Source organism: Mycobacterium sp. SMC-17, assembly GCF_045310915.1.
Classification (GTDB): Bacteria; Actinomycetota; Actinomycetes; order Mycobacteriales; family Mycobacteriaceae; genus Mycobacterium.
Genome location: NZ_JBJIAK010000004.1, coordinates 75,793 through 88,375 on the forward strand (window position 1 = coordinate 75,793; position 12,583 = coordinate 88,375).

12 protein-coding genes are annotated in these 12,583 nt (G+C 68.4%); 7 read left to right on the forward strand and 5 right to left on the reverse strand.

Annotation, left to right across the window (positions count from 1 at the left end):
• Nucleotides 1-2: 2 nt before the first annotated feature.
• Together katG and ACJH7A_RS04180 are read right to left on the reverse strand one after the other, a co-directional pair.
• A complete protein-coding gene (katG, locus tag ACJH7A_RS04175) occupies nucleotides 3-2,129 on the reverse strand; it encodes a catalase/peroxidase HPI (protein WP_244872533.1) in 2,127 nt (708 codons plus the stop codon).
• 102 nt (nucleotides 2,130-2,231) lie between these two features.
• Nucleotides 2,232-2,681, reverse strand: a complete 450-nt coding sequence (locus ACJH7A_RS04180) for a Fur family transcriptional regulator (RefSeq protein WP_212811353.1) — start codon at nucleotides 2,679-2,681, stop codon at nucleotides 2,232-2,234.
• 351 nt (nucleotides 2,682-3,032) lie between these two features.
• Between ACJH7A_RS04180 and ACJH7A_RS04185 the strand changes: the two genes are divergently transcribed.
• Nucleotides 3,033-4,112 carry a GGDEF domain-containing protein gene (locus ACJH7A_RS04185; RefSeq protein WP_212811352.1) on the forward strand — a complete coding sequence of 360 codons (1,080 nt, stop codon included), beginning with the start codon at nucleotides 3,033-3,035 and terminating at the stop codon, nucleotides 4,110-4,112.
• Here the strand turns inward: ACJH7A_RS04185 and ACJH7A_RS04190 are convergent.
• On the reverse strand, nucleotides 4,102-4,788 hold the full coding sequence (locus ACJH7A_RS04190) for an Rv0518 family GDSL lipase (protein WP_212811351.1): 687 nt from the start codon (nucleotides 4,786-4,788) through the stop codon (nucleotides 4,102-4,104). The genes ACJH7A_RS04185 and ACJH7A_RS04190 overlap by 11 nt on opposite strands.
• A gap of 39 nt (nucleotides 4,789-4,827) precedes the next feature.
• Complete coding sequence (locus tag ACJH7A_RS04195; protein ID WP_212811350.1) at nucleotides 4,828-6,045, reverse strand: acyltransferase; 1,218 nt, start codon at nucleotides 6,043-6,045, stop codon at nucleotides 4,828-4,830.
• Nucleotides 6,046-6,250: 205 nt separating this feature from the next.
• Between ACJH7A_RS04195 and ACJH7A_RS04200 the strand changes: the two genes are divergently transcribed.
• Together ACJH7A_RS04200 and ACJH7A_RS04205 are read left to right on the forward strand one after the other, a co-directional pair.
• Nucleotides 6,251-6,547: a hypothetical protein gene (locus tag ACJH7A_RS04200; RefSeq protein WP_212811349.1), complete on the forward strand. Its 297-nt coding sequence runs from the start codon at nucleotides 6,251-6,253 to the stop codon at nucleotides 6,545-6,547.
• A 139-nt stretch (nucleotides 6,548-6,686) separates the two neighbouring features.
• Nucleotides 6,687-7,838, forward strand: a complete 1,152-nt coding sequence (locus tag ACJH7A_RS04205; RefSeq protein WP_406801463.1) for an alkaline phosphatase family protein — start codon at nucleotides 6,687-6,689, stop codon at nucleotides 7,836-7,838.
• Nucleotides 7,839-7,844: 6 nt separating this feature from the next.
• Here ACJH7A_RS04205 and ACJH7A_RS04210 read toward each other — a convergent pair whose 3' ends face one another.
• A complete protein-coding gene (locus ACJH7A_RS04210; protein WP_244872532.1) occupies nucleotides 7,845-8,066 on the reverse strand; it encodes a hypothetical protein in 222 nt (73 codons plus the stop codon).
• A 181-nt stretch (nucleotides 8,067-8,247) separates the two neighbouring features.
• Here ACJH7A_RS04210 and yaaA point away from each other — a divergent pair, with 181 nt between their 5' ends.
• The 4 genes from yaaA (at nucleotide 8,248) to ACJH7A_RS04230 (ending at nucleotide 12,578) form a co-directional block, all read left to right on the forward strand.
• Nucleotides 8,248-8,994: a peroxide stress protein YaaA gene (gene yaaA / locus ACJH7A_RS04215; protein WP_406801464.1), complete on the forward strand. Its 747-nt coding sequence runs from the start codon at nucleotides 8,248-8,250 to the stop codon at nucleotides 8,992-8,994.
• A gap of 165 nt (nucleotides 8,995-9,159) precedes the next feature.
• The gene (locus ACJH7A_RS04220) at nucleotides 9,160-10,137 is read left to right on the forward strand and encodes a TerC family protein (protein ID WP_212811346.1); all 978 of its coding nucleotides are present in this window, start codon (nucleotides 9,160-9,162) and stop codon (nucleotides 10,135-10,137) included.
• Nucleotides 10,138-10,191: 54 nt separating this feature from the next.
• A complete protein-coding gene (locus ACJH7A_RS04225; protein WP_406801465.1) occupies nucleotides 10,192-11,625 on the forward strand; it encodes an amidase in 1,434 nt (477 codons plus the stop codon).
• Between the two features lie 32 nt (nucleotides 11,626-11,657).
• The gene (locus ACJH7A_RS04230) at nucleotides 11,658-12,578 is read left to right on the forward strand and encodes an alpha/beta fold hydrolase (protein WP_406801466.1); all 921 of its coding nucleotides are present in this window, start codon (nucleotides 11,658-11,660) and stop codon (nucleotides 12,576-12,578) included.
• The last annotated feature ends 5 nt before the right edge of the window (nucleotides 12,579-12,583 follow it).

A 12,583-nucleotide genomic window follows, 5' to 3' on the forward strand; every position in this document is an offset into this window, starting at 1 on the left:
GACTAGATGTCGAACCGGTCGGCGTTCATCACCTTGGTCCACGCCGCGACGAAGTCCTTGACGAACTTCTCCTTGTTGTCGTCCTCCGCGTAGACCTCGGCCAGTGCCCGCAGCTGCGAGTTCGAGCCGAACAGCAGGTCGACCCGGCTGGCGGTCCACTTCGGCGCGCCGCTGCTGCGGTCGGTGCCGACGTAGGTGCCGTCATCGGCCGGCGACGGGGCCCACTTGGTGGACATGTCGAGCAGGTTGACGAAGAAGTCGTTCGTCAGCTTGCCCTTGTCGGCCGTCAGCACACCGAGGTCCGAACCGCCGTGGTTGGCGCCCAGCGCGCGCAGACCACCGATGAGCACGGTCAGCTCCGGCGCCGTCAGCCCCAGCAGGTTGGCGCGGTCGATCAGCCGGTACTCGGACGGCAGGGTGTCGCCCTTGCCGACGAAGTTCCGGAAACCGTCGCCCTTCGGCTCCAGGTAGGCGAACGACTCGACGTCGGTCTGATCCTGGCTGGCGTCGCCGCGACCCGAGGTGAACGGCACCGCGACGTCGAAACCGGCGTCCTTGATGGCCTTTTCGAGGCCGACGACACCGCCGAGGACCACCAGGTCGGCGAACGACACACCGGTCGGCGACGCCTGCTGGATCTCCTCGAGCTTCCGGATCACCTGAGCCAGCTCATCGGGCTCGTTGACCTCCCAGCCGAGCTGCGGCTGCAGCCGGATGCGGCCACCGTTGGCGCCACCGCGCATGTCACTGGAGCGGAACGAGGCCGCCGCCTTCCACGCGGTGTTGACCAGCTGCTGCACCGACAGACCCGACTCGGCGATGGCGGTCTTGAGCGAGGCGACGTCGGCCTCGGACAGCGTCTTGCCGGCCGGGGTGATGTCCTGCCACAGCCACGTCTGCTTCGGCACCAGCGGGCCGAGGTAGCGCACCACCGGACCCATGTCGCGGTGCAGCAGCTTGAACCACGCCTTGGCGAACTCCTCGGCCAGCTCCTCCGGGTGGTCGAGCCAGCGGCGGGTGATCTCGCCGTAGATCGGATCGAAGCGCATCGACAGGTCGGTGGTCAGCATCGACGGGTGGGTCTTGCCGGTGCCCTGTGCCATCGGCACCGAGTTGGCCCAGCCGCCGTCCTTGGGCTTCCACTGGTTGGCACCCTGCGGGCTCTTGGTCAGCTCCCACTCGTTGCCGTAGAGGATCTCCAGGAACGAGTTGTCCCACTTGGTCGGGGTGTGGGTCCAGGTCACCTCGAGACCGCTGCTGACGGCCTCGTTGCCGACGCCGGGGTTGGCCCAGCCCAGACCCATCTGCTCCAGCGGGGCGGCCTCGGGCTCCACGCCGTTCTCGATGTCGGTGGCACCGTGGGTCTTGCCGAAGGTGTGGCCACCGACGATGAGGGCGGCGGTCTCGACGTCGTTCATCGCCATGCGGCCGAAGGTCTCACGGATGTCGATGGCAGCGGCCAGGTAATCCGGATTGCCTTCGGGGCCTTCGGGATTGACGTAGATCAGACCCATGTGGCTGGCGGCCAGCGGGTTCTCCAGCTTGGTGCGGTCGGTGCCGGCGTAGCGGTCCTGCGAACCGAGCCACTCGTGCTCGGAACCCCAGTAGATGTCCTCCTCGGGCTCCCAGTAATCCGGGCGACCGAAAGCGAAGCCGGCGGTCTTGAAGCCCATGTGCTCCATGGCGCGGTTGCCCGCGTAGACGATGAGGTCCGACCAGGAGATGTTCTTGCCGTACTTCTTCTTCAGCGGCCACAGCAGACGACGCGCCTTGTCCAGGCTGACGTTGTCGGGCCAGCTGTTGAGCGGGGCGAAGCGCTGCATGCCCCGGCCGCCGCCGCCGCGGCCGTCCTCGACGCGGTAGGTGCCGGCGGCGTGCCACGACATGCGGACGAACAGCGGACCGTAGTGGCCGAAGTCGGCGGGCCACCATTCCTGCGAGTTGGTCAGCAGCTCGTCGAAGTCGCGTTGGAAGGCCTCGAAGTCGAGGTTCTTGACGGCCTCGCGGTAGTCGTAATCCTCGTCCGTGGGATCGATGGCCGGCGGGTTCTTCTGCAAAATCTTGAGGTTGACGGCGTTGGGCCACCAGTCCCGGTTGCTACCACCCTCGACAGGCGGCTTGATGCGCATCGGGCAACCGCTTTCGGCAGGCTCGGTCTGTGCTTCTCCGATCGGAGGGTGAGTTTCCTCAGGCACTGCACTTCCTTTCGAGGGTGGTGAATTGTGTTGCGATCACGGATGTGATCGCGAAGTTGTGGCTGCCGCGCAGTCGGGGCACACACCCCAGTAGATGACCTCGGCCTCGTCGACGACGAAACCGTCGAGCACGCCGTGGGTGTCCGACGGGGTCAGACAGGGCGCTTCGCCGGTGGCGCAGTCGATGTCGGCGATGGCGCCGCATGACCGGCACACGACGTGGTGGTGGTTGTCGCCGACGCGGGTCTCGTACCGGGCCACCGAACCCGAAGGCTGGATGCGACGGATGAGCCCCGCGGTGGTGAGTGCGGCCAGCACGTCGTAGACCGCCTGACGGGAGACGTCGGGCAGGATCGCGCGGACCGCGTCGAAGACGCTTTCGGTGTCGGCATGCGGACGTCCCGCCACCACCTCCAGGACTGCGAGGCGGGGCCGTGTCACACGGAGATCTGCGGAACGCAGCTGCTCCGTGTAGTCGGTCGTCACGTGTTCACTTCTACGCGCTTTTTTGGACTGAGTCAAGACTTTGGCGTGATGTGTGTCACGCGAATTCGCTGAGGGAAACCGGCGACGATGCCATTCGCAGAGGTCAAAGCCGTTGTTTCGCAGACACTTTAGGCGACCCGTCGCGCGCCCGCAGGGAATTCACCCGAACCGGCGAATCGCCGCGTTCAGTTCGCGGGGCGATTCAGCATCCGAGGCTGAACGTATGCACAGAGTTTGCCGACGGCCGCCGAATCCGCGCGGCGCGATTGTTAATCTGCTGCATATGCGACGCAGCGTGACAGGCCACCCGGTTCGCCGGCCGGCTGACGCGGGAGACCACCGGGTACCCGCATGACCGCTGCCGGACAGAATCACTATTACTGGCTCACCTCGCTGCTCGCCGTCCGCGGCCTGCAGACCCGAACCTGCCGCGTGATCGCCGCGCTCAACGCGGTGCTCGGCATGGTTCCCGTGGTGCTGATGCTCAGCCCCGCGGGACCCCATGGCCCGGTACGCCAGGCGATCGCCATCGCGGTCGGCGCCTGTGCGCTCGGCGTCGGCGCCGTCTGGCTGCGCCATTCCTGGCCCTCGCAGCGGTTCTCGGCGATCTCGGTGACGCTCGGCGCGATCCCGATGAGCGCGGCCTGCCTGATCATGACGGACCCGATGCTCGGGCTGCTGGCCACCAGCGCGTTCATCTTCTCCAGCGGTTATGTGGCCTTCCTGCACCGCCCCAGCGTGCTGGCCGGTCCCTGGGTGCTCGGTGGGCTCACGCTGGGATACCTGGGCGTCCGCGTCGGGTCGGAAGACCCCGCGCTGGCGGCGTGCGCCGTCCTGATCATCGCGCTGCTCAACGTCTTCGTGTTCTTCACGTGCCGCGTCGCGATCGGGCTCAGCTCGACCGACATCCACCACAGCGAGATCGAACCGCTGACCGGGCTGCTCAACACCGACGGGCTGTACTCGCGCGCCGCGAACCTGCTCGCCGCCCGCAACCGGCAGGACGACCGTCACATGGTGCTCGCGGTCGTCAGCATCGACAGCTTTCCGCTGCTGTCCTCGATGTCCGGCCAACGGCGCGCCAACCGGGCCCGTATCGACGTCAGCCAGGCACTGCGGGAAACGGTGCGCCGCAACGCCATCGCCGCGCACATCTCCGACAGCGACTTCATCGTCGCGGACACCTTCACCAGTCCCGACGCCTCGCCGCTGATCGACCGCGTGCAGGGCGCCATGAAGTCGACGCCGTCCCGGGTCACCGCGAGCATCGGCGTGGTGTGCACCCCGCTGGCGCCGCTGACGGTGCACCCGCCCGAGATCGTCATCGACGCCCTGCTGGCCGCGGCCGCCGAGGCCATGGAACGCGCCCGCGAGGACGGCGGCAACGACGTCCGCTACGACGTGCGGGACGACCTGCCGATCAACGAGTAGGCAGCTCGGCGCGAATCCGCGGCGCGATGAGGCCCGCCAGGTAGTCGTGTCCGGCGTCGGTCGGGTGGACGCCGTCGGGCGCGATGAGGTCCGGACGGTCGACGAACCACCGCTCGGCGATCGGGTCGACGAATGTGGCACCGGCCATCCCGGCCTGCATGCCGAGCACGTCGCGGATCTGCAGCACCGCCGGCGGCACGTCGGCCGTCGGCCAGGGCGGCCCGATCACGAGCAGCTTGGCGCCGGGCGCCGTCGCCCGCGCCTGGGCGAAGGCGTCGTGCGCCATCCCCGACAGCTGCACGAGGTCGGCGCCCTGGTCATTGCGGGAACCGAAGAACACCACGAGGGCGTCGTCCGGACGCACGGCGCGCCTGGTCAGGTCCAGGAAGATACTGCCGTGGTCGCCGCGCACGACGTAACCGGCCCGGCCCTCGGCGGCGACGTCGGCCGTGATCGGGGCACCCCAGGCATCGAGGTTGCGACCCGCCTGCGCCGTCCAGCTCCGGGGGCCCTGGCCGCCGAAGTTGGTGCCGTTGGTGTACGAGTCGCTGATCACCGCGACGCGTTCGGGCATCCCCGGGCGCACGTTCCGGTACGCGTGTGCCGGACCGGGCGCGCTCACCACGGACACCGCACACAGCGCAGCGGTCAGCAACAAGGTGGTCAGATGGCGCACGGGTCTCCCATGATGAGTCGGTACTACGGCGTAGTGCGGTCAGCCTGCGCGTTCGGCGGGCTCTTCGTCGTCAGATATCGCCTGGAGTTTACGTTGTGTTACAACAGCTTTCGAGCCATCTGCCGGCCCGACCATGCGCCGCATCCAGTGCCGCGCCGGCTCTTCGACGTAGTGGAACAGCACCACGGCACCGGCGAACGAGCCGGCCAGCAGCGCCAGCACGATGAACTTGGTGCCCCAACTCGGCAACATCTCGATGCGGTACTGCGCCGCGGCCCAGTTCCAGCCCTGATGCACGAGTTCGTGGACCATGTACAGGCCGAACGACACCTTGCCGCCGTAGACCATGACGCGGGTCGACAACAATGCGGGCAGGGTGCCGGTGCCGACCGAAAGGGCCACCACCAACGGCAGGAAGAAGACGTCGACGAGGCCGAAGTCGTCACGGATGGTCGGGATCGGATGTGCGTCGAACCAGTACACGAGGCCCACGATGACGGCCAGCAGCACCACCGACAGCACCCCCGCGACCGTGCGGCCCCGGTCGGTCAGGTTCAGCTTGCGGACGGCGGCACACGCCAGGGCACCCGCGGTGAACTGCAGGACGATGCGCGGCAGCCAGCTCCACGGCGTGTAGAACTCGCCCGTGGCGGCCAGGAACAGCAGCGGCGGCAGCGTCACGGCGAACGCCAGCCACAGCAGGGTCCGCGCCCGGCTTACCCGGGCCACCCGGAACAGCACGATGACCAGCAACCCGAACAGCAGGTACGCCAGCCATTCCGCGCTGATCGACCAGGCCGGGCCGTCCCAGCTGGAGTTGTCGAAGTACGGCACCACCCACAGCTGGACCAGGAACAGCTGACGCAGGTAGTTGGGGCCGGTGAGGGTGGCCGCCTCCGGCGACGGGAAGTCGCCGACGTTGAGCGTGAAGATGATCCAGGCCACGGCGAGGTGCATGGTGACCAGGTAGACGGGCCAGACCCGGGCCAGGCGGAGCCACAGGAAATGCAGCGTCGCCCGTGTCGACCACGCCGGCCCCATGCGCTCGAGGTAGTTCCAGGTGAGGACGAATCCGCTGAGGATGAAGAACAGATCGACGCCCTGCGCGCCGCAGTCGAGAATCGGGGCGAGGGCGTCGCTCAGGGGCGGTGACGCCTGCTTCAACAGCGGACGGAAATGGAACAGCACCACCCACACGGCGGCGACGATGCGCAGGCCGGACAGTGCCTTGATTTCACCGCTCGGCACCACACTCATGACGGGAAAAGGGTAACAGCGGCGAAGACCCGGGTCCTGATGGGAAACCTGTGACTTTTCTTGGATGACACTCCCGAGCGCGTGATTCCGGGCCGAAATGCATTTCCCCACAGAATGGCGTGTCCGGCCGTAACTCTGCTCACAGAATCCAATCGAGGAGTGCGGGAGGCTGGAATATCCGGCCACTCAGGAGCATTCTGTAGACATGCTAATTAGGCGGAATTTCACGACATCGGCGGTCGCCGCGGTGGCCGCCACAGCAGCGATAGTTGCCGCTCCGGCCGCGGCGATGACCCTCTCGGGGAGCATCGGCACGGATCGGACCGTGGTTGCCGACAACGGCTACGGCGGACCCGATGGCCAGGGTGGCGGCGGTGGCTGCGGCGACGGCGCGAACTGGCGGGGCTGCGGTGGCTGGAACCCCGTCACCGGCGGCTTCGGACACGGCTGCTTCAACGGCATCTGTGGCGGCTGGGACGGCACCCGCGGCTGGGGCGGCTGACAACGCATTTGCTCGCGTCGCGAGATAATTGCGTTTTCCCTATTCACGGTGCTGAATAGGAATTTGCTCGCGGCGCCAATGGGGTCCGCGGCGCGGTAATTGCATTTACTTCACCCGGGAAATCCCTAAGCTCGCGGCCATGGATCTGCCGAGCCCGCGAGCCGACGCGCCGCATCTGGCCGACGTGGTACCGGCCGTGCTGGCCGCGATGGGTGTCCCCGGGGCCCAACTCGACGGTGTGCACCGGCCCATCGACCTGCCCGGCGGTGTTCGTGGCGCGTGCGTGCTGCTGATCGACGGCCTCGGTGCCCAGCTCCTCGACACCTACGCAGCCGACGCTCCGGTACTGGCCGGGCTTCGCGGCCGGAACCTGCGCGTCGGCTACCCCGCCACCACCGCTGCGGGGCTGGCGGCGGTGGGAACCGGACGGCGCTCCGGCGAACACGGCATGGTCGGCTACTCGTTCCGGATTCCCGACCACGGCGTCGTCAACGCGCTGCGCTGGACGCCGCATCCCTTCGGCGCGGACCTGCGCGACGCGCTGGTGCCCGAGGACGTGCAGCCGCTGCCGACCACGTTCGGCCAGGCGTCGGCCGCCGGTGTCGCGGTGAGCGTCATCTCGGGCGCCGAATTCACCGATTCGGGGCTGACCCGCGCGGTGCTCCGCGGCGGACGGTACGTCGGGGTACATCGACTCGGCGACCTCGCGGCCCGCGTGCAGCAGGCCGTCGCCGACGGCGGCTTCTGCTACGGCTACCACGCCGATCTGGACATGCTCGGCCATCTGTACGGCGCCGGCTCGACGGCCTGGCGGATGCAGCTGCGGCAGGTGGACCGGCTGGTCGAATCGATCGTCGAGGCCCTGCCGGCCGGCGGGCTGCTGGCCGTCGTCGCCGACCACGGCATGGTCAACCTCGACGACGCCGACGTCGTCGACATCGATGCGCGTCCCGAGCTGTTGGACGGCGTCGTCGCCGTCGCCGGTGAGGCCCGGGCGCGGCACGTCTATGTCGCCGAGGGCGCGGCGGACGCGGTCGCCGACGCGTGGCGAGAAACGTTGGGCACGAATGCCTGGGTGCGCACCAAGGAGCAGGCCATCGCCGAGGGGTGGTTCGGCGCGCGGGTCGGTGACGCGGCGCGCAGCCGCATCGGCGATGTCGTGGCAGCGGCCCGGGACAACGCCGGATTGGTACGTCGGACGGTCGAGCCTCTTGAATCTGCCCTCATCGGGCAGCACGGATCGTGGACAGATGCCGAGCAGCTGGTTCCGCTGCTCATCGCTTCCGGTTAGCCGGGACTATTCGGGCTTCAGATGTGCGTCGTCGGCGAAAACGAGGGTGCCACTGTCCAGCAGGACGGCCCAGCGGCGCGCCGCGTCGACAATATGGTCGTCGCCGACATCGACCGAATAGCCCGCATGATCGCCGTAGTCCTCCACGATCACACCACGCACGTCTTTGGCGTCGCCACGGTTGACGCGAACCCGCATGTCAACGGCGAACTTGGCGTTCCTACCCATAACCACCCCAGCATTCCCTGGTAACCACCGCAGGTACGGAACCTCGGCCCACCGACCTCTGCCCCGACGTCAGTAGGTACCGAACTTTAGGCCACCGTGACCACAGCGGCAAAGCAAACACCCCTGATTGACAGGTAGATGGTACGTGTCGTACCAACGGGCGTCGGCTACCGTCTTCGCCGTGATCGTGCTGCTGCCGCCCTCGGAGACCAAGCGCCCAGGTGGCGACGGACCGCCCCTGCAGCTCGGCACGCTCGGTGTGCCGGAACTCACGCCGCTGCGCGCAGCGCTGATCGACGAACTCGTCACCCTCGCTGCCGACCCCGAAGCCAGCCGCAAGGCCCTCGCCATCTCCGCCGCGCAGGACGCCGAAATCCAGCGCAACGCCGAACTGCGCAACGCCCCGACGATGCCGGCCATCGACCGCTACACCGGGGTCTTGTACGACGCTCTGGACATCAGCTCACTGCGCGGCGCCACCGCAACCCGGGCACGCGCCCGGCTGGCCGTCGGGTCGGCGCTCTTCGGCCTGCTGCGCGCCGACGACCCGATTCCGGCGTACCGACTGTCGGCATCATCGAAACTGCCCGCCGGCGGGACACTGGCCAGCCGGTGGAAGCCGGTCCTGGAACCTGTACTGGCCCAGCTGCAACAGCAGGAGCTCATCGTCGACCTGCGCTCCGGCTCATACGAGGCCCTCGGCAAGATCCCCGGCGCGGTGACCGTCGACGTCTACACCGAACACCCCGACGGGCGGCGCACCGTCGTCAGCCACTTCAACAAGGCCCACAAGGGCCGGTTGGCTCGAGCGCTGGCCGGCAGCCGCGCCGAACCGACCGACGCCGCCGCCGTTGCCGCGGTTGCGCGTCGTGCCGGGATGCGCGTCGAACGCGACGGGGCGCAGTTGACGGTGGTGGTCACGGCGTGACGCCGACGGTCTGCGATAATGGTTCGTGAGGGGAGTATTCCTTCGCCACGGTGTCGTCATCACGTTGTCCAATGTCGGGCAGCCGGTGCTGTGGGCCGGCCGCCTGAATCGGGGCGACGGTGGTAGAGACCTCGGTCGTTCACTGACGCCCGGAGGCACCCTCATATGAATGTTTCGACGCTGGAATGGTCCATCACCCTCGGGGTGACGATCGCCGTACTTCTCTTCGACGTGGTGGTGATCGGCCGCCGCCCGCATGAACCCACCACCCGGGAAACCGCCGGATACCTGGCGCTGTACATCGGCCTCGCCGTCGCCTTCGGCATCTGGGTATGGCAGTTCCACGGCGGTCAATACGGCATCGAGTACTTCGCGGGCTGGCTGACCGAGTACAGCCTCTCGATCGACAACCTGTTCATCTTCCTGATCATCATGGCCAGCTTCAAGGTGCCGCGGATCCTGCAGCAGGAGGTGCTGCTGATCGGCATCATCCTGGCGCTGATCTTCCGTGGCATCTTCATTGCCCTTGGCGCCGTTGCCATTTCGAAGTTCTCGTGGATCTTCTACCTGTTCGGCGCGTTCCTGGTGTACACCGCGATCAAGCTGGCCCGCGACACCGAGCACGACGACGACGCCGAGAACTCGATGGTGCGGTTCGCCCGCAAGTACCTCAAGGCCTCGGATCAGTGGGACGGCAGCAAGCTGCACACCGTGGTGAACGGCAAGCGGGTCCTGACCCCGATGATCCTGGTCATCATCGCTCTGGGGACCACCGACCTGCTGTTCGCGCTCGACTCGATCCCGGCGATCTACGGCTTGACCCAGGAGCCGTACCTGGTGTTCACCGCCAACGTGTTCGCGCTGATGGGTCTGCGTCAGCTGTACTTCCTGCTCGGCGACATGCTCAAGCGGCTGGTCTACCTGTCGCAGGGCCTGGCCTTCATCCTCGCGTTCATCGGTGTGAAGCTGGTGCTGCACGCGCTGCACGAGAACACGCTGCCGTTCATCAACGGCGGTGAGCCCGTGCACGTGCCGCAGATTCCCACGCTGCTGTCGCTGGCGGTCATCATCGTCACGCTCGTCGTGACGACGGTGGCGAGCCTGTGGAAGACCCGCGTCGACAGCAAGGCCGGCGCCGCCTGACCGCGGCAACCGGGCACGGTTGCCAGATCGCTTGCGCGCCAGCAGGATGCCCTGGTGACCGATCTCGTGGACGATGCCGTCGGGCAGGCGCAACTGGTGGCCAGCGGCGCGGTGAGCAGCGCAGAACTGCTGGAGGCCGCGATCACCCGGCTCGAATCGGCGCGCCGGCTCAACGCCGTGGTCACCGATCTGTTCGACCGCGGCCGCGAACAGGCCCGCCGGCTCGATGAGTCGGGCGTGCTACGCACCGGCACGGCCGGACCGCTGGCCGGGGTGCCGTTCCTGCTCAAGGACCTCGGGGCGTCGCTGGCCGGCGCCCCGGAGGCCATGGGGTCACGGGCGCTGCGCAGCCATGTCGCCGACCAGACCGCCTGGATCGTGCAGCGGTATCTGGACGCCGGGCTGGTGATCTTCGGCAAGACCAACACCCCGGAATGGGGCAACCACTGCACCACCGAGCCGTCCCTGTTCGGGCCGACGGTGAACCCGTGGTCACCGGAGGTCAGCCCAGGCGGCTCGAGCGGCGGGTCCGCCGCCGCCGTCGCGGCCGGCATCGTCCCCGCCGCCTCTGGTGGTGACGGCACCGGCTCGATCCGGGTGCCGGCGTCATGCTGCGGCGTCGTGGGCCTCAAGCCGCGCCGCGCCCGGACCTCGTTCGCGCCCGGCGCCGGGCACGGGCTGGAGGGGTTGGTCAACGAGCACGCCCTCACCCGCACCGTCCGCGACTGCGCGGCGCTGCTCGATGCCGTCACCGGCAGCGCACCGGGCGACCCGTACTCTGCTCCCCTACCCGCCCAGCCGTTCCTCGACGCCATCGCGCAGACCCCGGCGGCGCAGCGCATCGCGATCGCGGTGGATTCGCCGTTCCCGGGGCCGGGCACCGACCCGCAGGTCGCCGCCGCTGTCGAGGCCACCGGCGCGCTGCTGGCGGGCCTGGGCCACCATGTCGAGCCGTCGGCGCCGAGCATCGATCCAGACGCTGTCGCCGACGCCATCGCGGTGCTGCACCGGGTCAGCAACGTCCAACTGCATGAACTGGCCGCGGCGCACCTGGGCCGTCCCCCACGCGAGGACGAATTCGAACCGAGCACCTGGATGATGATCCGCGAGGGATTCGCCACCACCGGCCTGGCCTACGCCGAAGCCATCGCGGCCGTCCACGCCCAGACCCGGCGGTTCGCCGCCGGGATGGCCGGCCACGACGTCCTGCTGGTGCCGACGCTGCTGTCCGGACCGCCGCCGTACGGCCTGCTCGATCAGCCCCGCGCCGGCACCCGGGAATTCTTCGACGTCGAATTCGCCACCACCGGCTGGACGTCGCTGGCCAACGTGACGGGCTGGGCCGCCATTTCCCTGCCGCTGGGCCGCACCGCGGACGGACTGCCCATCGGCGTCCAGCTGATGGCGCCGGACGAGACCATCCTGCTGCAATTGGCCCGGCAGCTGGAGCAGGCCGCGCCCTGGGCGGACCGCTACCCGCGCCCCTGAGTCCGCCCACCGCGGCGTGCAACAATTCGGCCATGGTCATGTCGATCGATCGCCCGAAACTCGAAGGCAACATCGCCGTCGGAGAAGACCGCCAGATCGGTTTCGCCGAGTTCGGGAACCCGCAGGGACGGGCCGTGTTCTGGCTGCACGGGACGCCCGGCGCGCGCCGGCAGATCCCGACTGAGGCCCGTAGCTTCGCCTCCCGCAACAACATCCGGCTGATCGGCATCGACCGCCCCGGCATCGGTTCCTCGACGCCGCACCAGTACGAGAACGTGCTCGGGTTCACCGAGGATCTGCGGACCATCGCCGACACCCTGGGCATCAACCGGTTCGCGGTAATCGGGCTGTCCGGCGGCGGTCCCTACACGCTGGCCACCGCGGCCGCCATGCCCGACCGGGTGGTGATGGCCGCGGTGCTCGGCGGCGTCGCGCCGCTGATCGGCGAGGACGGCATCAGCAGCGGCCTGATGGAGCTGGCCAAGATCGTGCGGCCGATCATCGAGGTCGCCGACACCCCGATCCGCTGGGTGGCGGGGTCACTCATGAAGGTGATCGCGCCGTTCGGCTCCCCCGCGCTCGACCTGTACGCACGCATCTCCCCTCACGGCGACCGGAACCTGCTGAGCCGCCCCGAGTTCAAGGCGATGTTCCTCGACGACCTGCTCAACGGCAGCCGCAAGCAGCTGGCGGCGCCGTTCGCCGACATCGTCGTGTTCGCCCGCGACTGGGGCTTCCGGCTCGAGGACATCAAGGTGCCGGTGCGCTGGTGGCACGGCGACGCCGACCACATCGTGCCCTACGCTCACGGTCAGCACGCGGTGGCGCGCATCGCCGACGCGGAGATGTTCACGCTGCCGGGCGAGAGCCATCTCGCGGGTCTCGGTGTCCCCGAGGACATCCTGACCAAGATTCTCGAGGTCTGGGACGACGCCGACCTCGCGGACCAGTAAGGCCG